The 22,250-nt window shown below is 40.2% G+C and carries 19 protein-coding genes, 1 pseudogene and 1 riboswitch; of the genes and pseudogenes, 1 reads left to right on the top strand and 19 read right to left on the bottom strand.

Annotated elements, in window-relative coordinates:
- Positions 1–190: 190 nt before the first annotated feature.
- The 4 genes from EL087_RS01120 to EL087_RS01105 form a co-directional block, all read right to left on the bottom strand.
- Positions 191–586 (bottom strand): single-stranded DNA-binding protein, encoded by a 396-nt coding sequence (locus tag EL087_RS01120; protein ID WP_003028522.1) that lies wholly within the window; start codon positions 584–586, stop codon positions 191–193.
- Between the two features lie 80 nt (positions 587–666).
- Entirely contained in the window at positions 667–1,293 is a 627-nt protein-coding gene (gene ytpR / locus EL087_RS01115; protein ID WP_126406276.1) for a YtpR family tRNA-binding protein, read from the bottom strand.
- A 16-nt stretch (positions 1,294–1,309) separates the two neighbouring features.
- Positions 1,310–1,627 (bottom strand): thioredoxin family protein, encoded by a 318-nt coding sequence (locus EL087_RS01110; RefSeq protein ID WP_126406273.1) that lies wholly within the window; start codon positions 1,625–1,627, stop codon positions 1,310–1,312.
- On the bottom strand, positions 1,624–1,911 hold the full coding sequence (locus EL087_RS01105) for a DUF4651 domain-containing protein (protein ID WP_126406270.1): 288 nt from the start codon (positions 1,909–1,911) through the stop codon (positions 1,624–1,626). The genes EL087_RS01110 and EL087_RS01105 overlap by 4 nt, the downstream gene beginning before the upstream one ends.
- Positions 1,912–2,030: 119 nt before the next feature.
- On the opposite strand from EL087_RS01105, the gene pepA reads away from it, so the two are divergent.
- Entirely contained in the window at positions 2,031–3,095 is a 1,065-nt protein-coding gene (gene pepA / locus EL087_RS01100) for a glutamyl aminopeptidase (protein WP_126406267.1), read from the top strand.
- A 61-nt stretch (positions 3,096–3,156) separates the two neighbouring features.
- On the opposite strand, the gene EL087_RS01095 is transcribed toward pepA, so the two are convergent.
- The 15 genes and pseudogenes from EL087_RS01095 to EL087_RS01025 form a co-directional block, all read right to left on the bottom strand.
- On the bottom strand, positions 3,157–3,717 hold the full coding sequence (locus EL087_RS01095) for a folate family ECF transporter S component (protein ID WP_003039137.1): 561 nt from the start codon (positions 3,715–3,717) through the stop codon (positions 3,157–3,159).
- A gap of 33 nt (positions 3,718–3,750) precedes the next feature.
- Positions 3,751–3,840, bottom strand: a riboswitch (THF riboswitch).
- A 54-nt stretch (positions 3,841–3,894) separates the two neighbouring features.
- On the bottom strand, positions 3,895–5,199 hold the full coding sequence (locus EL087_RS01090) for a bifunctional folylpolyglutamate synthase/dihydrofolate synthase (RefSeq protein ID WP_126406265.1): 1,305 nt from the start codon (positions 5,197–5,199) through the stop codon (positions 3,895–3,897).
- 65 nt (positions 5,200–5,264) lie between these two features.
- Positions 5,265–5,903 (bottom strand): CPBP family intramembrane metalloprotease, encoded by a 639-nt coding sequence (locus EL087_RS01085; protein ID WP_126406261.1) that lies wholly within the window; start codon positions 5,901–5,903, stop codon positions 5,265–5,267.
- Positions 5,904–6,167: 264 nt separating this feature from the next.
- Positions 6,168–8,027 (bottom strand): proline--tRNA ligase, encoded by a 1,860-nt coding sequence (locus EL087_RS01080; protein WP_126406258.1) that lies wholly within the window; start codon positions 8,025–8,027, stop codon positions 6,168–6,170.
- 37 nt (positions 8,028–8,064) lie between these two features.
- Positions 8,065–9,336 (bottom strand): M50 family metallopeptidase, encoded by a 1,272-nt coding sequence (locus tag EL087_RS01075; RefSeq protein WP_126406255.1) that lies wholly within the window; start codon positions 9,334–9,336, stop codon positions 8,065–8,067.
- Positions 9,337–9,669: 333 nt separating this feature from the next.
- Positions 9,670–10,473, bottom strand: coding sequence for a phosphatidate cytidylyltransferase (locus EL087_RS01070; protein WP_126406252.1), 804 nt, complete (start codon positions 10,471–10,473; stop codon positions 9,670–9,672).
- Between the two features lie 8 nt (positions 10,474–10,481).
- On the bottom strand, positions 10,482–11,231 hold the full coding sequence (locus EL087_RS01065; RefSeq protein WP_003028510.1) for an isoprenyl transferase: 750 nt from the start codon (positions 11,229–11,231) through the stop codon (positions 10,482–10,484).
- 343 nt (positions 11,232–11,574) lie between these two features.
- Positions 11,575–11,913: a preprotein translocase subunit YajC gene (yajC, locus tag EL087_RS01060; RefSeq protein ID WP_003026971.1), complete on the bottom strand. Its 339-nt coding sequence runs from the start codon at positions 11,911–11,913 to the stop codon at positions 11,575–11,577.
- 102 nt (positions 11,914–12,015) lie between these two features.
- Positions 12,016–12,504: a prolyl-tRNA synthetase associated domain-containing protein gene (locus EL087_RS01055; protein ID WP_126406249.1), complete on the bottom strand. Its 489-nt coding sequence runs from the start codon at positions 12,502–12,504 to the stop codon at positions 12,016–12,018.
- Between the two features lie 93 nt (positions 12,505–12,597).
- Positions 12,598–14,574 (bottom strand): transketolase, encoded by a 1,977-nt coding sequence (tkt, locus tag EL087_RS01050; RefSeq protein WP_126406246.1) that lies wholly within the window; start codon positions 14,572–14,574, stop codon positions 12,598–12,600.
- Between the two features lie 114 nt (positions 14,575–14,688).
- Positions 14,689–15,243 (bottom strand): annotated as a pseudogene (gene ulaG, locus EL087_RS01045) (L-ascorbate 6-phosphate lactonase); the annotation flags it as partial.
- 40 nt (positions 15,244–15,283) lie between these two features.
- Entirely contained in the window at positions 15,284–17,407 is a 2,124-nt protein-coding gene (locus EL087_RS01040; RefSeq protein WP_126406243.1) for an ATP-dependent Clp protease ATP-binding subunit, read from the bottom strand.
- Between the two features lie 427 nt (positions 17,408–17,834).
- Complete coding sequence (gene glmS / locus EL087_RS01035) at positions 17,835–19,649, bottom strand: glutamine--fructose-6-phosphate transaminase (isomerizing) (RefSeq protein ID WP_126406239.1); 1,815 nt, start codon at positions 19,647–19,649, stop codon at positions 17,835–17,837.
- A gap of 386 nt (positions 19,650–20,035) precedes the next feature.
- Positions 20,036–21,235, bottom strand: a complete 1,200-nt coding sequence (locus EL087_RS01030; protein ID WP_126406237.1) for an acetate kinase — start codon at positions 21,233–21,235, stop codon at positions 20,036–20,038.
- A 46-nt stretch (positions 21,236–21,281) separates the two neighbouring features.
- Positions 21,282–22,235 carry a class I SAM-dependent methyltransferase gene (locus tag EL087_RS01025; protein ID WP_003039058.1) on the bottom strand — a complete coding sequence of 318 codons (954 nt, stop codon included), beginning with the start codon at positions 22,233–22,235 and terminating at the stop codon, positions 21,282–21,284.
- Positions 22,236–22,250 lie beyond the last annotated feature (15 nt).

Below are 22,250 nucleotides of genomic sequence, written 5' to 3'. Positions count from 1 at the left end.
AGTGTAAAAAATTTGAAAAATCCCCCTAACTTCCTTGTTTTTAAACTCAAGTTAAAACTAAATGCAATTCTCAGACTGTTGACTTCTATCTTGCCCATATTATTCATACATCATTGAAAGCATAAAATGCTAATTTTTTCGCTGACTAGAGACAAATAGACTGGATGTTGTCCAGCCTAGCTTATCTTTATTAAAATGGCAATTCCTCTTCTTCCAGAAGCAAATCTGCCAAGTCTGCACCTGCATTATTCTCACGAAGAGCTCGCTGTGCACGGCTTTCTAATAGCTGGAAACCATTGCAAAGCACTTCTGTGACATAATGCGTCACTCCGTCCTTCTCATAGCGGCGAGTGCGAAGTTCGCCGTCTAGTGAAATCAAGCTGCCTTTACTTGCATAACTTGCCAATGTTTCGGCTAACTTGCCCCAAACAACGACATTGACGAAGTCTGCTTCTCGTTCACCATTTTGTCCTTTGTAGCGACGATTGACCGCAAGTGTTGCACGCGCCACAGATTTATCATTAGCTGTTTTGTTTAACTCTGGTGTATTCACCAAGCGACCGATTAAAATTACTTTATTATACATTTTGTTTTCCTCCTAACTATTTATTCGTAAGAGAAAAGAAAAAAATCGTGAAAATTCACGATTAAAACTTAATTTCTATTTTACTCTTGCCAATGCTTAGTTGGATCAAAGGCTGTTCCTACTACTTCCGAACTTGCTAATTCAATAATCCCACGTTTTTGCGGAGCGTTTGGCAGCTGCAATTCGCGAGGACTACACATCATACCAAAACTCTTTTCTCCACGCAGCTCACTAGGAAAAATCAAGTTTCCCTTTGGCATCATAGCACCCGGAAGCGCCACAATCGTCTTGAGACCTACTTTAGCATTAGGCGCACCTGCTACGATTTGAACCACTTTATCTGCTGCTACTTTTACTTGACAAATATTAAGATGGTCACTATCTGGATGAGCTACCATTTCCACAATTTCACCAACCACAAATTTCGGCTCAAGGTCATTGACCAATTCTGGCTCAAAACCTGCTTGGCTCAATTCTTGATTCAGAATTGAAATTTCTTCATCTGTCAAAAAGACTTGACCGCGTTCGGTAATATTAACAAGATTAGAAATCTGAAAAATATTCCAAGCAACCGTTTCTCCATTGTCCAAACGATAAACACGCGCTACGTTGCCCTTGCGCTCAGCAGCTAACTTAGCAGCTTGACCGTCTTCAACAACCACCATTAGCACGTCACCCACATGCTCTTTATTATATGCAAAAATCATTATTTCTCCTATATCTTCAGTTTAACTGGGCTAAAAATTCATTGATTTGCGTCTGCGTTTTTCGCTCGCGATTAACAAAACGGCCAATTTCTTGTCCATTTTCTAGGACTACTAGGCTAGGAATCCCATACACATCCCACTTTTTGGCAACTTCCATATAATCGTCACGATTGACCTCAACAAAGGTAAAATCAGGATTTTCTGCTTCAATCTCAGGCAAAAAAGGTTTAATAAAACGACAATCTCCACACCAGTCAGCTGTGAAAAGGAAAACAGTTTTTCCTTCACGGTTTACTAATGTTGCTAATTCTTCGATAGTTGCTGGAATCATCATTGCTCTTCCTCATAGCTCAATTCGCCATTTTCATACACAAATGTAAGGTGCCGACCATCTTCATACACCACACCACCAACCAATCGATGCTCATCTGACTTGTATAATTGCACATATAGTGTGGCAATGTCGCCTAGCTCAGACAAACTTTTCCGAATTTCAACAACTAATTGCTCACGCTGCTCAGCTTCTTTTCGTTCGTCCAACGTTTTTTTAGTCGCATAAGCTGCAATCCCTACTCCTACAAGTACAGCCGTTGTTAATAGAATCTTTTTAGCTTTCATGACAATATTTTAACACAAAAGATAAATTGGGACAAATCGAAACACTATTGTTTTTTATCTTTGAACGCTACCCAACTATGATAGAAAATGATAAAATAAGAACAGAAAGAAGGTTAATGATGTCAGAATTATTTTCAAAAATCAAAGAAGTAACAGAAATTGCTGCCGTTTCAGGGCATGAAGCGCCTATTCGCAATTATTTACGTAAAAAAATGACTCCTCATGTGGACGAAGTCGTAACCGACGGTTTAGGAGGCATTTTTGGAGTGAAACATTCAGAAACTGTTGATGCACCGCGTGTCTTAGTAGCTGCCCACATGGATGAAGTTGGCTTCATGGTGAGTGAAATCAAACCCGACGGAACTTTTCGTGTGGTGCAAATTGGTGGCTGGAATCCACTCGTCGTTAGCAGCCAACGATTTAAATTGTTTACTTGTACAGGAGTTGAAATTCCTGTCATTTCAGGATCCGTTCCTCCACATTTGACTCGTGGAACAGGTGGACCAAGTCTACCAAGGATTGAAGATATTGTTTTTGACGGTGGATTTACTGATAAAGCAGAAGCTGAAAGCTACGGCATTCGTCCAGGCGATACGATTGTACCAGACAGCTCTGCTATTCTCACAGCTAATGGGAAAAACGTTATCTCAAAAGCTTGGGACAATCGTTACGGTGTCCTCATGGTGAGTGAACTGGTTCAAGCTCTAGCTGGACAAAAACTTGGCAATGAACTCTATGTTGGAGCCAATGTCCAAGAAGAAGTCGGCTTGCGTGGAGCCCATGTTTCAACGACTAAGTTTGACCCAGAAGTTTTCTTTGCAGTAGACTGTTCGCCTGCTGGCGACATTTACGGAGATCAAGGAGCTATCGGAGAAGGGACTCTGATTCGTTTCTTTGACCCAGGTCACCTCATGTTGCCAAATATGAAAGATTTCCTTTTGACAACCGCAGAAGAAGCAGGTATCAAATACCAATACTACTGTGGTAAAGGCGGAACCGATGCTGGTGCTGCTCATCTCAAAAACGGTGGTGTGCCTTCTACAACTATTGGTGTTTGTGCACGTTACATTCATTCTCATCAAACACTCTACGCAATGGACGACTTTTTGCAAGCACAAGCTTTCTTACAAGCTCTTGTTAGGAAGTTAGATCGCTCAACTGTTGATTTGATTAAAAACTATTAAAAAGTGCATATTTGAAAAGGCTGTGGACAGTGATGTCTCAGCCTTTTTCTGCTCTCATTTTTTACTTATTGTTTAATCCCATTAACTTACGTAATTCGGGGATTCGTTGCAACTGTGGAACAATGAGCATCGTCACAACTACTCGTAAAGGAATTTCAAAAACAGACCATGCCCGAGTAGCGTATAGTGCAACAAAGGGTACTCCATATTGTAAATGGAGAGCTAAGGGCGTTAAAGTAAAGGTCCCCACTCCCATAACAGCGATAGTTGCTAGCGTCACCCAAAGCCAGTCTTTCTTCCGTTCAAATCGTAATTCTTTGCCATAAAAGAAATAACCATAGAGAATACCTTGCAAGGCTTCAATCAATGTAAACCAGATAATGAATGGTTGTCCCTGACTCAAAAAGAAAAAGGAAAGCATATCATATACGGCAGAAACCAGACCAGATAAAACCGGACCAGCGACACTTCCCATAAGGGTATAACCGATAAAAGCTGGACTCAGCTTCAGCAAACGAGGGATGACAAAGATTGAAAACTTCTCTAAGACAAAACAAAGAGCCACAATCATTGCGAGGGCAACCAATAGTTGCACCGATAACTTTGGCGAGTTTTTTTTCATATTCGCTCCTTTTCTTTCGGGAGCCGTCAAAATGACAGCGGATGCAATGGCCTACCGCACAAATGTTTCGTTGTATGGCAACATCCCATCCATACACACTTAACGCAGACCACTTACTCTGTGCAAATGAATTGCTCTTTTATTCTATCATATTTTATTTAGTTAGAAAATTATTTTTTATCTATCATTCAGTAGATATTTTCTGACTTCTGCAAGGAAATAGAGGGAGCCTGTGATAAGCAGCAGCTCTTTCTCTCCATGCTTGGCTTTTTTGTATTGCTCCAAATAAGGCAACCACTCTACATATGCTAACTTTTCTTGCTTTGCCAAACATTGCATTTCTCCTGTTGAAAAACTCCGTGAATCCTCAAAAGTTGTCAAAAGTACGCGAGATGTGGGAACCATTTTTAGTAAAGCAAGCATTTCATCCAACGCCTTAGTTTGAATACATGTAAATAAAATCGTTTTTTGATAATCTGGAAAATGGCTTTCTAGGGAAGCAAGCAGAGCTTTCAGTGCATGAGGATTGTGCGCCCCGTCCAGCAAGATCAAGGGTGCTTTTGAAATTTTCTCCAAGCGAGCAGGCCAATACGTTCGTTTCAATGCCTGTCGCACCTCATTTTCACTCAACAATGGTAAACCTTTCAAGCTGCAATATTGATCACACAGTTCAATTGCCAGTCCCGCATTCTCAACCTGATGAACGCCCAAAAGAACAGTTTGATAGTCCTCTTCTCGTCGAAAGGCATTTGAAAAACGAAATTTTTCTCCCTCTTCTAAGCCTTGCACAGACTCCACCTGATAATCTTTCTTATATCGTATGTGGAGTGCCTGACATTGCTGAGCAATAGTGTGAATAACTGCCAGTGCTTCTGAAGAAATCTTCCCTGTCACTACCGGCACACCTTGCTTGATAATTCCCGCTTTTTGCTTGGCAATGTCTTCTAATGTCGTACCTAAAATAGCTGTGTGATCTAGTCCGATTGTCGTAATAGCTGTCAAAACCGGTTGACACACATTGGTACTGTCCAATAAACCACCCAGACCTACTTCCATTATGACCACATCTACCTCTTGCTGGCAGAAATAATCATAAGCCAATGCCGTAATAATCTCAAACTCTGTTATTTCCTGCAATATCGTATCATCTGCCTGCTTTTTTAATAACTCTTGATAAGATTGCAACAAAGAATAAAAGTCTTCGCCTGAAATAGGCAAACCATTGATTGCAATTTGCTCATTATAGTTAAGAAGATAAGGCGATGTAAACGTTCCTACACGCAGTTTCTTTGCTTGCAATAGCTGACGTAAATGTGCAATCGTTGAGCCTTTTCCATTGGTACCTGCCACATGAATGACTGATATTTGTAAATGAGGATTGCCTCGCAGCGATAATAGTCGTCGCACTCTTTCTAAGCCCAAATGTGGCTCTTTTGTTTGGTGCTGCTGCAACCATTCTAACTGTTTTTCTTTTTGTATCATTGCTCTTCTCATCCAATCTATAATGCTCTCATTTTATCATAGAAGTGGGATTTCTACAAAATAATTTACCAAAAAATAATCAAGAAAAGAAGAGAAAAGCTATTGCGCACCAAATGACTGAAAATGGAAAATTCCAAACGAAGAGTTGGCTTGGAAATCAAGAAAGAAAGTAAACTCCCTAAACCTGTATAAACAATAAAACAAGTTAAATCAGCTGGATTTCGTAAAAGGATAAACAACAAACTCCCTATCACAAAACTCGTTCGTGCTTGACCTTTTGACACAAAAAAATGAATAATGGATGACCGTACCTCAGGCACGAGAGCTACTATATCAACACCTAATAAGAAAAGAGACGAGTGGACAAACAGGCTCAGGAGCAGTTGTTGACCTTCTGACGCTGCTGTCATCCCCTCCAATATCATCAGATAAGCTCCTATAGCATTGATAAATACCATCATGAGATAGGATAATCGCAGGAGGGGCCAGTAACGAGCCGTTAAGATCTCTGACTTAAAATCTATTAATTCTCTGGAAAAATAGCGAAAATAAAGCAAGCCAGCAAAAAATAAAATGAACAAAAACACAAAACTGGACTGCTGAAAAGTTAATGATTTGGACAAGGGTGTCGTCAGCAAGACCAAAGTAATCTGTGTCAAAACGATTAGCAAACTCATTTGAAGAATATTTTTTATCTTTCTCATTTCAACTCCTTTTTCTACCTTTTTAGTATAAAATATTTCAAAGGTTTCCTCAGAAAACGCCCTAAAGAGTTATTTTTTATCTTCAAATAGTAAAAAATGAAAGCAAAATAAAATACATTTCCCTCAACAGTCATTCTTTGTCCCACACCAACAAGTCGACGTAAAGTGACAACTCAAAAAAACAGACAAAATCTCTTTTGGATTATCTCCAATTAAGATTTTGTCTGTTTTTGAATGATAATTTAGTTCTTATTTCAGACCTATTTATTTGTCTTTCTTCGTTAAGATTGCAAGTGTTTCAAGAAGATTGTCAACATGCACTTCAATGGTATCACCTGTCGCTTTAATTTTGACTTCAACGATGCGGTCAGCAGCTTTTTTCCCGATCGTCACACGGATTGGTAGGCCAATCAAGTCACTGTCACTGAATTTCACACCAGCACGTTCGTTACGGTCATCTGTCAAAACTTCGTAGCCAGCTTTGACCAGCTCTGCTTCTAGTTGTTCTGTCAAGGCAAGAGTTTCCTCGTCTTTGACATTTACAGGGATTAGATGCACATCAAACGGCGCCAATTCTTTTGGAAAATTGATTCCCCAAGCATAGCGATAGTCTCCTTTTGGCGTTTTATTGACAAAGAGACGTGCATGTTGCTCCATAACAGCTGATAAGAGGCGACTAACACCAATACCATAGCAGCCCATTACGACAGGAACTGCACGACCATTTTCATCTAAAACAGTCGCATTCATGCTTTCTGAATAACGAGTTCCTAATTTAAAGATATGTCCAATTTCAATGCCGCGTGCAAATTTCAAAACGCCTTGTCCGTCTGGTGAAACTTCTCCTTCACGCACCTCGCGAATATCTACATATTCTGCTGTGAAGTCTCGCCCTGGATTGACACCTGTCAAATGATAACCGTCTTCATTCGCACCAGCGACTGCATTGCGGATGTCTTCTACCTTGCGGTCTGCGATGATTTGAACATCTTCTGAAAGATGAACGGGTCCAAGAGATCCAAAGTTTGCTCCAAACAGTTCACGAACTTCTTCTTCGCTTGCCGGTTCAAAGAAATCAGCACCTAGATAATTTTTCAACTTCACTTCATTCAGTTGATCATTTCCAACAAGCAGAGCCACAATCGGTTTTTCATCAGCAATATAAACCAACGTTTTGATTGTCTGGCTTTCATCCATATGAAGAAAGGCAGCAACTTCATCAATCGACTTGCAATCCGGAGTCTCTACACGAGTTAATTCCTCTTCGGCCACAACACGATTGCTTGGTTTGTATTCATTTGTTGCCATTTCAAGGTTTGCAGCATATCCTGACTCACTCGAATAAACAACAGTATCCTCACCAGACACTAACCAGCCTGTCAATTCTTCCTTGATAGCTTCTTGTACGTCTGCTGGAATTTCATCAAAGCTAGAGACTGACTTGTCCAAGACAACCCAGCGAGTAAGGTCGGTACGGTCAGGTGTAATGGCCATAAATTCTTGGCTATCCTTTCCACCCATAGCACCACCGTCACCGATAATCCCTTTGAAATCAACCTCACTTCGTGTAAAAATATTCTCGTAGGCCGTCTTATACTCATCGTAAGTCACATCTAGGCTATCATAATTAGCATGGAAGCTATAACCGTCTTTCATGATAAACTCACGTGTCCGCAATAAGCCATTTCGAGGACGCTTTTCATCACGGTATTTAGCCTGAATCTGATAAAGATTGAGCGGTAATTGCTTATAAGATTTTACAGAATCCCGTACAATTGCGGTGAATGTTTCTTCATGAGTGGGCCCCAAGATAAAATCTGAACCTTCGCGATTTTTTAACTTATAGAGATCTTCACCGTAGGTATCGTAACGACCTGATTCACGCCAAAGATCAGCACTAAGGAGGGCTGGAGCTAACATTTCGACCGCACCGATTTTTTCAAATTCTTCTCGCATGATTTTCTTTGCTTTTTCAATCACACGATTAGCCAATGGTAAGTAAGAGTAAACACCTGCTGAAATTTGGCGGACATAACCCGCACGCAGCATAAGTGCATGACTGACGACTTGTGCATCACTAGGCATTTCACGTAGTGTTGGGATTAACATTTTACTTTGTTTCATAAATTCTTCCTTTTATTTATTATTTAGAATTCACCTTTTAAAAGAAGGTTCTCATAATATCATTCCAGGTCACCGCAATCAGCAACACCAGCATAATGGCAACACCTGCTAAAGTAACATAGGTTTCTGTTTCCTGCTTTAATGGCTTGCGACGAATGGCTTCAAGAAGATTGAGCACAATCTTTCCACCGTCAAGCGCTGGGATAGGAATGAGATTAAAAATACCAATATTCAGAGAAAGCATAGCTAAGAGAGCGATAACACTTTCAATTCCGCCTTTAGCAGCATCACTACTAGCTTTGTAAATCGCCACAGGTCCGCCTAGTTTATTGATGTCTGGGTGGAAAATTAAATTTTTTAAAGCGCCAAAGATGCGGAAACTAGCGTTCCAAGCCATGCTAAATCCGCCCGCAATCATAGACAGAAAATCTGATTTCAAGCCCGGCATCACTCCTAATAAATATCTGCCTTGCTCTTTTTTAGGCTTAACTGTCAGCTCTTGAACTTTAGTTCCACTTTTAACCGTCACATTTAGTTCTGATTGCCCTTTACTGTTTTTTGTTTCAGACTGAACAGCCTGGGTCAAATCCGACCAATTCTTAATTTCAGCTTGACCAACTTTTAAAATCTGGTCATTATTTTTTACACCGGCCTGAGCCAAGGCACCGCCCTGTAAAACGCGAATGTGATTTGTATTGGGATTGGCAACGCCACCCTGCATAAAAATCAACAGCAGAAAAGCTACAATCCCTAAAATGAAATTATTCATTGGTCCTGCAAAGTTGGTAATGAGGCGCCCGCCTAAACTAGCATTTTGATACTGCACATCAAGCGGAGCAATCCGAACCTCTGTACCGTCTTCTTCTACGATTGTTGCATCATGGTCAACCGCATAGGTCTTTTGTTCATCTAGTACCAAACCAGTGATTTCAAGCTTGTCTTCTAAATCAAAGCCCGTCACATTCATCGGCAGAGCAGTTTGATCAATTTTCTTGCCCGAAAGATTGATTCGGACGACCTTACCTGCTTCATTTAAAGTCAAACTAGCAGGTGTTCCGGTTTTAATCTTGGTCGAATCTTCGCCCCAACCAGCCATACGAACATAGCCACCCAGCGGTAACATTCGAATGGTATAAGCCGTACCGTCTTTTCCGATATGAGCAAAAATTTTCGGGCCCATTCCGATAGCAAACTCCCGCACCAAAATACCCGATTTTTTCGCAAAATAGAAATGTCCAAACTCATGAACGACCACAATAATTCCAAAAACAATGATAAAGGTGATAATTCCTATAATACCTGACTGCATTACACCAACCTTTCTACTTTCTCATAGTAATGATTTTACTTAATTTTATTTTATAGCAAAGCAAGGATACTTCATTTTGCTTAAGTTTTGCTTATACATAAATTTCGCAAAAGAAGAGAACAGAACAGGACAAATCTTAAAAAATTTAGTCCGTCGCCTCACCCTTGTGAACCTCGACATTAGGAACTCTTCCGAGGTTAAATAGTGAACAAAAAAGCAACTTACTTTGCAAATTTCATCTCCAATCTCAAAGTTGTAATGTAACTAGGCAGCTACTGCGTCGTTAATTGATTACACCATGAACTTTAAAATTGGAGATTTTTATCCTTCTCATTAGAACAATCCAAAGAAATGCATCAAGGGAAAGACAAACAGCATGCTGTCAAAACGATCTAACACACCACCATGTCCGGGTATAAATTTACCAGAATCTTTGACTCCAAAATGGCGCTTAATCGCACTTTCTACCAAGTCCCCAAACTGTCCTGCAATACTAAAGAATACTGTGAAAAGAAGCATGACAAACATATGATGAGGTGCGGCAACGTTTCTATCAAACAACATGAAAACAAATGTTACAAGGACTGCTGAAGCAATGCCCCCTAGACTGCCCTCAATAGTTTTATTTGGAGAAACATGAGGAGCTAAGCGACGTACGCCATATCTCCGTCCGATCAAGTAAGCTCCGCTATCCGTTGCCCAGACAATAAACAAGGCTAAGAGCACTTTGTCAAAACCAGCCACCCGTGCATCTAGCAAAGCATTGAAGCCAATCCCCACGTAAAAACTCGCAGCGATTGGATAAGCCGCATCTTCAAAACTGTAATTTTTCCCTAGAACAGTTGAGCCTAATAGAAGAAAAACAACTAAACTATAGGCCACAACATTTCCGTCTACCGGCAAAAATTTCAAATAGTTTTCGAGTGGAATCGTCAACACAAAACCTGCCAACATGGCTAAGACACCTTCTAGCGTGGTACTTCTCAGCCCTTTCATTTGCAGCAATTCATGAACACCCAGCATGGCTAGAAGCCCCATTCCAATTTGCAGAAGCGCCCCTCCTATCATCAAAACTGGAATGAAGATAGCAAGTGCCACTCCGCCAAAAATAACACGTCTTTGTAAATCCTTATCCATAAATTCTCCTACACACCGCCAAAGCGACGATTTCGTTTACTATATTCTTCAATAGCTGCTTTCAAAGCTTTCTCATCAAAATCCGGCCATAAAATATCTGTAAAATACAGCTCACTATATGCACTTTGCCAAGGTAAGAAATTACTCAAACGCAATTCTCCGCTCGTTCGAATGACCAAATCCGGATCGCGCAATAATCGAGGTAGATTGCTGGTTTGTAGATAATTGGCAATCATCTCTTCATCAATCTCACCCGGACTAAACTTGGCATCTAACACATCTTGAGCAATCATTTTAACCGCCTGAACAATCTCAGCACGGCCACCATAATTCAAGGCAAAATTCAGAATCAAGCCTGTGTTGAGCCGCGTTAATTCTTCTGCTTTGTAAAGCGCCTCATAAGTTGCCTTAGGTAGCCGCTCTGTATCTCCAATCATTTGAATTTTTACGTTATTTCTATGCAACTCAGGCACATAACGGTCGTAAAATTCAACCGGCAAGTTCATGATAAAGCTGACTTCTTTTTCAGGACGCGACCAATTTTCTGTGGAGAACGCATAGACTGTCAATACTTGAACCCCCAGCTCTTTAGCTGCAATGGTAACGTTTTGTAAAGTTTCCATTCCAGACTTATGCCCGAAAACGCGCGGCTGCATTCTCTTTTTAGCCCAACGACCATTCCCGTCCATAATAATACCGATATGTTTTGGTATTTGTAACGGAACTTCAATTTTTTCTTTTTTCTTAAAACTAAACATCTGCTTGTTTTCCTAATAAAGTTTTACATTTCATTATATCATAAATCCTCTAAAAATGGGATTTATGCTAAATTTCAGATAAAAAAGAAGCCGAAACATAGAAATTTTTGGCTCCAACTTCTTTTTCACATTATTTTACGATAAAAATTAAATACTTTATCTTTTTTAAATTCCTATTCTGCTAGGGGAATATTTGTTACTTAGTTAGCTTTGGCATCAAAATAGCTAATTGACAACGTCAAAGCAGTAAAAGAATTATTCTTATAAGTTGTAAAAGAAACCTTCAAACAAAAATAAAAAGAACTGGAGAAACTCCAATCCCTTTTTCTAGCTTAAAACACTACTATTCTTCTTCAATAGCTGTATCTTCTGACATATCAACACTTCCGTCTGCACCAGCAACTGCTGTGATTCCCTCTGTGAGAGGTAATACAGTCTTGATAGCTGTTAATTCAAATGTCAAGTAAACACCGTCTACATCAAGAACAACTGTTTTCTTTTCAGTATCAACTTCATCAACCGTACCATACAAGCCACCAATCGTAATGACTTCATATCCTTTTTGTAGTTTGTTCAAGCTTTCCATCCGTTTGTCTGCTTGTTTCTTTTGAGAACGTTGCATGAAGAACATCAAGCCCATCATCACAACCAACATAATTAAAATTGAAAAACCGTTACCCATTTTAGTCTCCTTTAGATTTCATATATTATCTACTATAGCAGATTCCTAGAGAATTTACAAGGAAGGGCTGAAATTTCTAAAAGGATTCCTCCTTAAGCCTGACTAGCAGCGAATTCTTTTGACAGTATGCTCTGCTTTTTCCAAAAAGCGTAAAAAGTCCGCATAAGCGATATTGAGCGTTGTTGTATTGACAAAAGGATGAAAACCCACGGTCAAGTTCGGATCAACCTCCTCATCCACAATCAGCTGGACTTTCTTTTCCTTATCAAAAAGCAACCCAAAAGGTGTAACCGCACCTGGCTCTACCTGTAAAAGCTCCTCCAGCTCCTTATCATTGGCAAATGATAATCGTTTTTCATCAAGGATTTCTGCCAAATGCTTGATATCTGCCGTTTTTTCGTCCCGCAAAATGACCAAATAAAATTGACGTCCCTTTTTATTTTTCAAAAAGAGATTTTTGACTTGTTGACCCGGTAAGACGACTCCCTTTTCAGCCGCCTCAATAACGGAAGAAATTGGTTCATGATCCAGACGAACATAAGAAATTTTCAATTCATCTAATAACTGATAAATCATACTTTCCTTTGTCATCTTCACACCTCCGAGATAGAATTTTCTATTTTCATTATAGCACTTCTAGTTAGAAAAACCGAAGCAAGCCTCGGTTCTTTTTCTTGATAATTACTATTTCAAATTTTTCACAACTTCTACGACATGAGCAACGGTGAAGCCATATTCTTCCATCACCTTAGCAGCTGGGGCAGAAGCACCGAATTTATCAATACCGATAACAGCTCCGTCAAGTCCGACATATTTGTACCAAGACTGGGTTGCAGCCATTTCGATTGCAACACGGCGACGAACTGCATTTGGTAAAATTTCTTCTTTGTAAGCAGCATCTTGTGCATCAAAGATGTCTGTTGACGGTACGCTGACAACGCGAACCTTTTCTCCTTGTGCTTCCAACTCTTTTGCAGCTGCAACAGCTAAGTTGACTTCAGAACCAGATGCTAGAAGGATTGTATCAAAACCACCTGCTGTCTCATACACGACATAAGCTCCTTTTGCTACCTTGTCAAAGTCAGTTCCAGCTTCAACTGTCAAGTTTTGACGGGTGAGAACCAAAGCTGTTGGAGTTGATTGACTCTTCAGTGCCAAGTACCAAGCAGCCTGTGTTTCACGCGCATCTGCTGGACGCAAGATATTGAGGTTTGGAATGGCACGAAGACCTGCTAAGTGCTCAATTGGTTCATGAGTTGGACCATCCTCACCAACTGCGATTGAGTCATGCGTAAAGACATAGGTCACAGGTAAGCCTTGAAGAGCTGACAAGCGAACAGCTGCTTTAACATAGTCTGAAAAGACAAAGAATGTACCACCATAAACACGAAGTCCCCCGTGAAGTGCCATACCATTCAAAATAGTTCCCATAGCAAATTCACGCACACCGAATTGAATATTGCGGTTAAGGCGGTGAGCATCGTCTTGCAAGCCGTCTTCTTTGATGTAAGTCATATTAGAATGAGCGAGGTCAGCAGAGCCGCCAAGGAAAGTTGGGAGAACTTTTGCTGCTGCATTCAAAGCATCTTGGCTAGAATTACGAGTAGCTTGTGAGAGACCTGTTTCTACTACTGGGAAATCTTCTGGTTTGATCTCAACTGGATCTTTTCCAGCAATAATGGCAACAACTTCATCAGCTAAGTCAGGATAGGCTTGTTTGTATTCTTCAACGAGTTTTTCCCAAGTATCATAGGCAGCTTTGCCGCGTTCTGCAACATTAACTCGATAATCTTCGTAGACTTCTTCTGGAATTTCAAATGGTGCGTAATCCCAAGCAAGAGCTTTACGAGTAGCCACTGCTTCTTCTGCACCAAGAGGCGCTCCATGAACAGCATTTGTCCCTTGTTTATTTGGAGAGCCATAACCAATCACCGTTTTGACTTCAATCAATGACGGTTTGCCAGAAACTTTTGCAGCTTCAATCGCCACATTGATTGCTTCTAAGTCTGTTCCATCTTTAACCAAAGCTGTGTGCCAACCGTAAGCATTGTAACGGTCACGAACACTTTCTGTAAAGGAATCTTTCGTTTCTCCGTCCAAATTGATGTCGTTTGAATCATAGAGAACGATGAGCTTATCTAGCTTTTGCAGTCCAGCATAAGAAGCTGCTTCAGCAGACACACCTTCCATTAAGTCCCCGTCACCACAGATGACATAGGTATAGTGGTCAAAGATATTATAGCCTTCACGGTTGTACTTAGCAGCTAGGAAACGTTCTGCTTGCGCAAAACCAGTTGCCATCGAAATTCCTTGACCGAGGGGTCCAGTTGTCGCATCTACGCCAGCTGTATGTCCAAATTCTGGATGACCAGGCGTTTTAGAACCCCATTGACGGAAGTTCTTGATTTCGTCCATAGTGACATCTTGAAAACCAGACAAGTGAAGAAGTGCATAGAGCAACATAGACCCATGACCTGCTGACAAGATAAAACGGTCACGATTGACCCAATTTGGTACTTCTGGATTCACACGCATTTGCTTGGTAAACAAGTCATAAGCCATCGGTGCTGCGCCCATGACAACACCTGGATGCCCAGATTTTGATTTTTCAATGGCATCAATTCCTAAGAAACGAATGGCATTGACAGATAAATTTGACATTGAATTCTCCTTTTATAATACTACTACCCTTTCAGTAGCTATTTTCTCTACACTATCATTATATGAAAATTATCCGCATATCGCAATGTATACGGATAATTCCCACTTAATTTTTTATAGTAAAGCCTTAAATTGAATATTCGAATCGTGCTCGAAGCAATCATCAAAGCCACGTGGATGGTGGTATTCAATTCTGTCTTTGTCTTGCGGATAGGTATATTTACCACCAACTTCCCAGATGAATGGGTGGAATTGATATTGGAGGCGCTCTTTACGCATTTTCCAGAGGGCTAAAATCTCATCTGTCGAAGCCATAAAGTTAGACCAGATATCATAGTGAACTGGAATAATGACTTTGGCACATAGGTTTTCAGCCATACGAAGCAAATCAATCGAAGTCATCTTATCTTGAATACCGATTGGATTGTCACCGTAGTTGTTAATCGCTACATCAATATTGAAATCTTTTCCGTGTTTGGCAAAATAGTTTGAGAAGTGAGAATCCGCACCATGATAAATCATACCGCCCGGTGTTTCAAAGACGTAGTTGACTGCTTTACGCGCCATTTCTTCGTCAGTTACAGCAAGCCCCTTCAGCTCACCGTCTTGAGCATCCGCACCATCAACTGGAAGTGTGACCAAGCAAGTTCGGTCAAAGGATTCCACAGCTGTTCTACAATCATAGGAAACTGCCCACTTCTCTGGAGAATTATGCTTTTGTAGCTGAATCATCTGTTGCTTCCTCAATGACTAATTCACCATCTTTCAGGTCAGCTAAGAGATGTTTCACATCCAAATGATCCAGATGATAATCTGTTACTTTGTCACGAATTTGTTGTTCAATCACACGGCGAAGCGGACGAACACCCATGACTTCATCATAACCGTATTCTGCTAGATAAGCTTTTGCGGCATCCGTTACCGTCAGAGTGATGCTTTTTTTATCAAGCGTTTGGTTGACTTCAGCCAGCATCAATTCAACAATTTCAGCCAAGTCTTCCTTACCAAGGTGTGAGAATTCAATAACTGCATTGAACCGATTCAAGAATTCTGGACGGAAGTATGGTTTCAATCGATCCATAATTTTCATATCTTTTTCTTCGTCACCTGTAAAGCTTTCATAGCCAAATCCTGCGTTAGAAGTAGCAATAATAACCGTATTCTTAAAATTGACAGTATTTCCTTGTCCATCTGTCAAACGACCATCATCTAATACTTGCAGTAACAACGTGATGACTTGTGGGTCTGCTTTCTCAATTTCATCTAGCAGAATGATTGAGTAAGGATTGCGACGAACACGTTCTGTCAATGTATTGCTATTGTCGTCATAGCCCACATAGCCAGCTGTTGTACCAATCAACTTCGATACAGCTGTACGGTCAGAGTATTCAGACATGTCCAAACGGATAATCGCGTCTTTTGTACCAAACATATCTAGCGCTAATTGCTTTGCTAGCTCTGTTTTTCCGACCCCAGTTGGTCCGACAAAGAGGAAGCTACCAATCGGACGGTTACCTTCATCAAAGCCTGCACGATTCCGACGAATAGCACGCGCCACCGCTTCAACCGCTTCATTTTGTCCAATGACTTTTGTCTTCAAACGCGCATTCATCTCTTTCAAGCGCTCAATATCACTGCTACCCATTTTGGAAACAGGAATACCCGTCATGCGCTCTACAGACTCTGCCGCATCATTGACAGTCGCTGTCACTTTCATGTCTTCCGTATGATTTTCAATTTTCTTTTCCAACTCTTCAATGCGTGTCTTGGCATTCAAAGCTGTTTCAAAATCTTCTTTTTCAACCGCAGCTTCTTGTTTTGCCTTTTGTTCTGCAATTTCACGTTCCACTGCATGCACATCTGTAACGGGGTGTTGAGCTGCTAAGTGAGCCGCTGTCACGTCCACTAGGTCAATCGCTTTATCTGGCAAACTGCGTTGCGGAATGTATTGAATCGAATAATCCACAGCCGCTTTTAACACTTCATCTGGCAAGATAACATTGTGGTGTTTTTCGTATAAGTCACGAATTCCTTGTAAAATCTTATAAGTATCTTCTGCAGAAGGAGCATTTACCTTTACTTCATTGAAACGACGAGCCAGAGCTGCATTTTTCAAAATGGTGTTGCGGTATTCATCTTGCGTCGTCGCACCAATTACCGTTAAATCCCCGCGAGAAAGGGCTGGTTTCAAAATATCCGCCAAACCTTTAGAGCCACTATCTCCACCTGTACTGCCGGCACCGAGGATTTGATGAATTTCATCAAAGAAGAGAATAACATTGCCCGCTTCTTTTACTTCAGAAACCAAATTTTGAATATTTTCTTCAAAGCTACCACGATACTGTGTACCTGCTTCTAATCCCGAAATATCTACAGAAATAATTTCTTTATTCTTAATAGCAGCAGGAACATCACCATTAACAATCGCCTGCGCCAAACCTTCAACAACTGCAGTCTTACCAACTCCAGCATCTCCGACTAGCACTGGATTGTTTTTCGTCCGACGAGACAGAATTTCTGCTGTTTCTTGAATTTCCTTGTTACGCCCAATGACGGGATCTAGCATATCTTGACGCGCTTCCTCTGTCAAATTACGACCCAACTTCGCTAAAATGCCATCTTGTTTTGGAGCAGTCGCTTGCCCTTGCATTTGTGGATTTTGAGCCTCCATTGCCTGTTTCGGAAGTTTCCCCGTTGCACGGTATTGTGCAAATTCCTCTGGTGTTACTTCACGTCCATTGATGAGATAACGCCGATTTTCACTATTAAAACCGCCCATTCTTCCCATCAATTGATTGAAAAGATCATCCATGTTATCAAAGTTGTTGTTCATATCTGTACCTCACTTATTATTTTACATAATTTTCGAAACTGCTTAAAATATAAGACAAAGTGAGTAACTCTATCTTTTGGATTTATATAAAAGGCAGTTAATAGTTTACATAATTTTAATCCTCTCTCAAAATAGAGATGAAATCTCTTTAACTGAACACAGCTAATAATTTCATCTTGTTTGAGCGAGTGTAACGGACTTTCTTTCCGTTTACAAATGTAATTATATACTATAACAACAAAAAAGTCAATAGATTTTTAGAAAAAATTTACATAATTTTTGTTTTTCTTTTCTGACTGACTTTACTTTAATATTAGTCTTTCTAGTTTAAAATTCTATGTTTTACATAATTTTTTAAATCAGACTTCCACTTTATCTCAATGGGAAAAAAATCACCAAGCCAACACTTGATGATTCTTCATAGGTATTATTCAACTGTTACAGATTTAGCCAAGTTCCGTGGCTTATCCACATCAAGTCCACGATGTAGGGTTGCGAAGTAAGCAATCAACTGCGTAGGCACGACCATAGAAATTGGTGATAGATATGGATGAACAGACATCAAAACAATATCGTCTCCTTCTTTTGCCACGTTTTCTTCCACAATAGTCAAGACATTTGCACCACGCGCTACAACCTCTGACACATTTCCACGAGTATGGCTAGCCAATTGCTCGTCAGAAGAAATCAAGGCTAATACTGGCGTACCGTCTTCAATCAAGGAAATAGTTCCATGTTTTAATTCTCCTGCTGCAAATCCTTCACACTGAATATAAGAAATTTCCTTTAGCTTTAGACTAGCTTCCATAGCAACATAATAATCTTGACCACGACCGATATAGAAAGCATTGCGTGTTGTAGCGAGTAAATCACGCACTTTTTCGTCAATACCGTCTTTTTCAGATAGTGTAGCTTCAATTGCTTGCGCTACAATGGATAATTCATGCACTAAATCAAACGTTTTCGCTTTTTCATTGCCATTAGCATCTCCAACTGCTTTCGCAAGGAATGCAAGAGTCGCGATTTGTGCTGTGTAGGCTTTTGTAGAAGCAACCGCAATCTCTGGTCCTGCATGAAGTAGCATCGTGTGAGTCGCTTCACGAGACAACGTTGAACCCGGTACATTGGTTACAGTCAAGCTTGGAATTCCCATAGCATTGGCTTTGACCAAAACCTGACGGCTGTCGGCTGTTTCACCAGATTGGCTAATCAAGATAAACATTGGTTTCTTGCTAAGCAATGGCCATCTGTAGCCCCACTCAGAAGAAATTCCCAATTCGACCGGTGTATCCGTTAATTCTTCTAGCATGCGCTTGGTCGCAAAACCAGCATGGTAAGATGTCCCAGCCGCAAGAATGTACAAACGGTCCGCTTCTTGAACAGCTTTGATAATGGCTGGATCTACTGAAACTTGATCATTTTCATCGGTGTAAGCTTGAATGAGTTTGCGCATCACAGTTGGCTGCTCATCAATCTCCTTCAACATGTAGTAAGGATAAGTGCCTTTACCAATGTCAGACAAATCAAGCTCTGCCGTGTAGCTTTCACGCTCAATAGGATTACCGTCATAGTCTTGCACTTGGACATTGTCTTTTGTCACAATGACCAATTCTTTGTCGTGAATTTCCATAAATTCACTTGTTTCACGGATCATTGCCATAGCATCCGAGCAGACCATATTGTAGCCTTCTCCTAAGCCAACCAAAAGAGGGGATTTATTTTTGGCAACATAAACTGTATCTGCATCTTTTGCATCCATCAAAGCAAAGGCATAAGAACCTTCGATAATATGAAGAGCCTTTTTAAATGCTTCAAGAACTGATAAATCCTCTTCCTCAACGAATTTTCCAATCAAGTGAACCGCAATTTCTGTATCCGTTTGACCTTTTAAATCATGTCCAGCGAGATAAGTGTTCTTGATGTCAAGGTAATTTTCAATCACACCATTATGCACTAAAACAAAGCGTCCAGTTTGAGAAGTATGTGGATGCGCATTGCTTTCGCTTGGTTTTCCATGCGTTGCCCAGCGTGTATGCCCAATACCAGCAGTTCCAGCCACGTCAATCCCGATTTTCGCACGAAGATCAGCTATGCGACCAACTGATTTCACCAAACTAGATGTTTTCCCATTGGTCACAAAAATCCCAGCCGAATCATAACCCCGGTATTCTAATTTTTCTAGACCTTGCATTAAAATATCTGTTGCATTTCGATTTCCAACAATTCCAACGATTCCACACATACTATTATTTATAGCAAACAACTTTCAGAAGTCTGCTATTTCCTCCTTCGTTTTATAAATTGGTATAGTCTAATAACAACTATCCAAAACAAGCGAAATCAGTATATAATTTTATTGTGAATTTGTCAACAAGAAAATTGGTATAGTTCAAAAAGAAAGTATAGAGGAAATCAAAAGACTTTTAAATAGCTCATTCTCCCACCTGCACGGTTGATTCAGATATCTTTATCCACATTTTATGTTTCAGGAGTATTAGGTAATCACTTCAACAATCTTTTTTTCAAACAAAAATGAAAGAGAGTGAGACAGACATTCATTAGGATGGCGCTCATGAATGTCTGTCTCAGCTTCTCTTCTTAAATATTATGACTTGTAAATTAAACGTTTTATTTTTGGTTTTTGAAGCGCTCAACATCACGTGCAATAACTAATTCTTCATCTGTAGGAATAACAAGTACTTTCACCTTAGCAGCATCACTTGAGATGATACCTTCAGCTCCACGTATATTTTTTTCCGGTAAAATATCACAACCAAACCACGATAGACCTGAAATAACAGCTTCGCGCACCTCATCAGAATTTTCTCCGATGCCAGCTGTGAAAATAATCGCATCCGCACCATTTAAAACAGCAAAATATTGACCGATATGTTTTTGAATGCGATCAACAAAAATGTCAAAAGCCAGTTTACAATTATGATTGCCTTCATGCATTCCTGCAATAATGTCGCGCATATCACTTGATGTTTCAGATACTCCTAGAAGCCCAGACTGTTTGTTTAAAATATAATTGATGTCTTCTGGTGTATTAAAATCTTCTGTATGCTCTATCAAATAAGGAATAATCGCCGGATCAATATCCCCTGTGCGAGTTCCCATCATCACGCCACCTAGCGGAGTAAAGCCCATTGAAGTATCTACAGAAATTCCTTGATCAACCGCTGTAATGGAAGCACCATTCCCAATATGGCAAGTAATTAGCTTCAACTCTTCAAGTGGCTTTCCAAGTGCCTTTGCTGCTTCCTTGGCAACATACTGATGACTTGTACCATGAGCGCCATATTTCCGGACTTTGTTTTCTATATAATATTTGGTTGGCAATGGATAGCGGTAGGCTTTTTCTGGCATTGTTGTATGGAAAGATGTGTCAAATACAACAACACTTGTAATATCCGGCAACAATTCTTTAAAGGCACGAATTCCTGCTGCATTCGCTTTGTTATGAAGTGGTGCAAGAAGTGCTAATTCTTCTACTTTTTGAATCACCTCTTCGCTATCAACAAGTGCAGATTCTTTGAAGTATTCACCACCTGCCACGACACGATGACCAACACCCGTGATTTCATCATAGGATTTGATAATACCAAAGCGCATCAAGTCATCTAACAAAATTTTTACAGCTTGTGTGTGGTCATCAATATCCAAAATTTGCTTTTCTGCACGACTGCCAAATTTCACTGTTGAAATGGAGTCTTTGAGACCAATCCGTTCAATCAGTCCTTTGGCAATGACCTTTTCAGCTGGCATTTCGTATAATTGCCATTTTAAACTAGAACTTCCGGCATTGATTGAAATTGTTTTTGACATAAATTACCTCTTTTAAGCGTTTTCATTTATTATATCAAAAACTTGTTTAAATTTCACTTTCTCTGCTCCAATTTTGAAACTTTTCGCTAAATTCCAATAAATCGTTCTGATCTTGCAAATCGGACAAAGCATAAACAAACGGCTGAACAACTTGTTCTTCTTGCTTTTTCAGCACAAAAATTGTTTTAGCATACGCTGCATTTCCAAAAAGTGCTTCTGGCAACGCAATCATCGCAACTATCTGGGCATGCTTTTGTAGCCATTTCTTCAATAAATCACTTTGTGAGCTGCTCAATAAATCATTGGGGGCAAGGAAAATAGCATAGCCATCTGGTTTGAGATACTTGAGCGATTGCTCCATTAACAGATGATGAGCATAAGTATGCTCCTCTGTACTAGCCACTTCATAGCGCGCCGCAATGCTATCATCAGGATAAAAGCCAACTGGTAAATCGCTAATAATCACATCGCTTTCTTTCAATACTTGCGGACGCACTGCGTCGCCTTGTACAAAACTGACCTTTGCGTCCATCACATCTGCGATACTGGCTGATATATCAATTAACAGATCGTCCAATTCTAGCCCTAGATAATCCACGTTTTTTTGTGTATTATTGAGAATTGTCTCGACTAAATTCCCCATACCGCTCCCAATTTCTAAAATATCAATGTGTTCTTTTTTACTCAATTGATCAATGAGAAAAGTTAAGATAAATCCAATAGAATCTGGAGTGAATTGATGATTTGCTTGCAAAGGCTCTGTTTGAGCTGCTTTCATCAGCAAAAATTGGTAGGCTCGACGCCATTCTTCTTTGTTTAATTTCAACGCTTTCAGTTTTTCATTGTTCTGTCGAACACTATCTAGTTCGATATTCCCGTCCAGATAACTGCCATTTTGCTCTACCAAAGCATCATAAAAGCTCGTTAAAAGCTCATTTTGGATTTCTTGGACATTTTCTAACAAGAGCGCATAGGCCTGTTCAATTTTTTCAAAATTCATAGCATCCTCCGCTCC

The organism is Streptococcus milleri, from assembly GCF_900636525.1.
GTDB classification, from domain to species: domain Bacteria; phylum Bacillota; class Bacilli; order Lactobacillales; family Streptococcaceae; genus Streptococcus; species Streptococcus hominis.
This window is presented reverse-complemented; position numbering and strand designations above follow the sequence as displayed.

Coding starts and splice junctions, on each gene's coding strand:
- EL087_RS01120 (WP_003028522.1), bottom strand. CDS start 586: ATGTATAATAAAGTAATTTTAATCGGTCGCTTGGTGAATACACCAGAG.
- ytpR (WP_126406276.1), bottom strand. CDS start 1,293: ATGATTTTTGCATATAATAAAGAGCATGTGGGTGACGTGCTAATGGTG.
- EL087_RS01110 (WP_126406273.1), bottom strand. CDS start 1,627: ATGATGATTCCAGCAACTATCGAAGAATTAGCAACATTAGTAAACCGT.
- EL087_RS01105 (WP_126406270.1), bottom strand. CDS start 1,911: ATGAAAGCTAAAAAGATTCTATTAACAACGGCTGTACTTGTAGGAGTA.
- pepA (WP_126406267.1), top strand. CDS start 2,031: ATGTCAGAATTATTTTCAAAAATCAAAGAAGTAACAGAAATTGCTGCC.
- EL087_RS01095 (WP_003039137.1), bottom strand. CDS start 3,717: ATGAAAAAAAACTCGCCAAAGTTATCGGTGCAACTATTGGTTGCCCTC.
- EL087_RS01090 (WP_126406265.1), bottom strand. CDS start 5,199: ATGATACAAAAAGAAAAACAGTTAGAATGGTTGCAGCAGCACCAAACA.
- EL087_RS01085 (WP_126406261.1), bottom strand. CDS start 5,903: ATGAGAAAGATAAAAAATATTCTTCAAATGAGTTTGCTAATCGTTTTG.
- EL087_RS01080 (WP_126406258.1), bottom strand. CDS start 8,027: ATGAAACAAAGTAAAATGTTAATCCCAACACTACGTGAAATGCCTAGT.
- EL087_RS01075 (WP_126406255.1), bottom strand. CDS start 9,336: ATGCAGTCAGGTATTATAGGAATTATCACCTTTATCATTGTTTTTGGA.
- EL087_RS01070 (WP_126406252.1), bottom strand. CDS start 10,473: ATGGATAAGGATTTACAAAGACGTGTTATTTTTGGCGGAGTGGCACTT.
- EL087_RS01065 (WP_003028510.1), bottom strand. CDS start 11,231: ATGTTTAGTTTTAAGAAAAAAGAAAAAATTGAAGTTCCGTTACAAATA.
- yajC (WP_003026971.1), bottom strand. CDS start 11,913: ATGGGTAACGGTTTTTCAATTTTAATTATGTTGGTTGTGATGATGGGC.
- EL087_RS01055 (WP_126406249.1), bottom strand. CDS start 12,504: ATGACAAAGGAAAGTATGATTTATCAGTTATTAGATGAATTGAAAATT.
- tkt (WP_126406246.1), bottom strand. CDS start 14,574: ATGTCAAATTTATCTGTCAATGCCATTCGTTTCTTAGGAATTGATGCC.
- EL087_RS01040 (WP_126406243.1), bottom strand. CDS start 17,407: ATGAACAACAACTTTGATAACATGGATGATCTTTTCAATCAATTGATG.
- glmS (WP_126406239.1), bottom strand. CDS start 19,649: ATGTGTGGAATCGTTGGAATTGTTGGAAATCGAAATGCAACAGATATT.
- EL087_RS01030 (WP_126406237.1), bottom strand. CDS start 21,235: ATGTCAAAAACAATTTCAATCAATGCCGGAAGTTCTAGTTTAAAATGG.
- EL087_RS01025 (WP_003039058.1), bottom strand. CDS start 22,235: ATGAATTTTGAAAAAATTGAACAGGCCTATGCGCTCTTGTTAGAAAAT.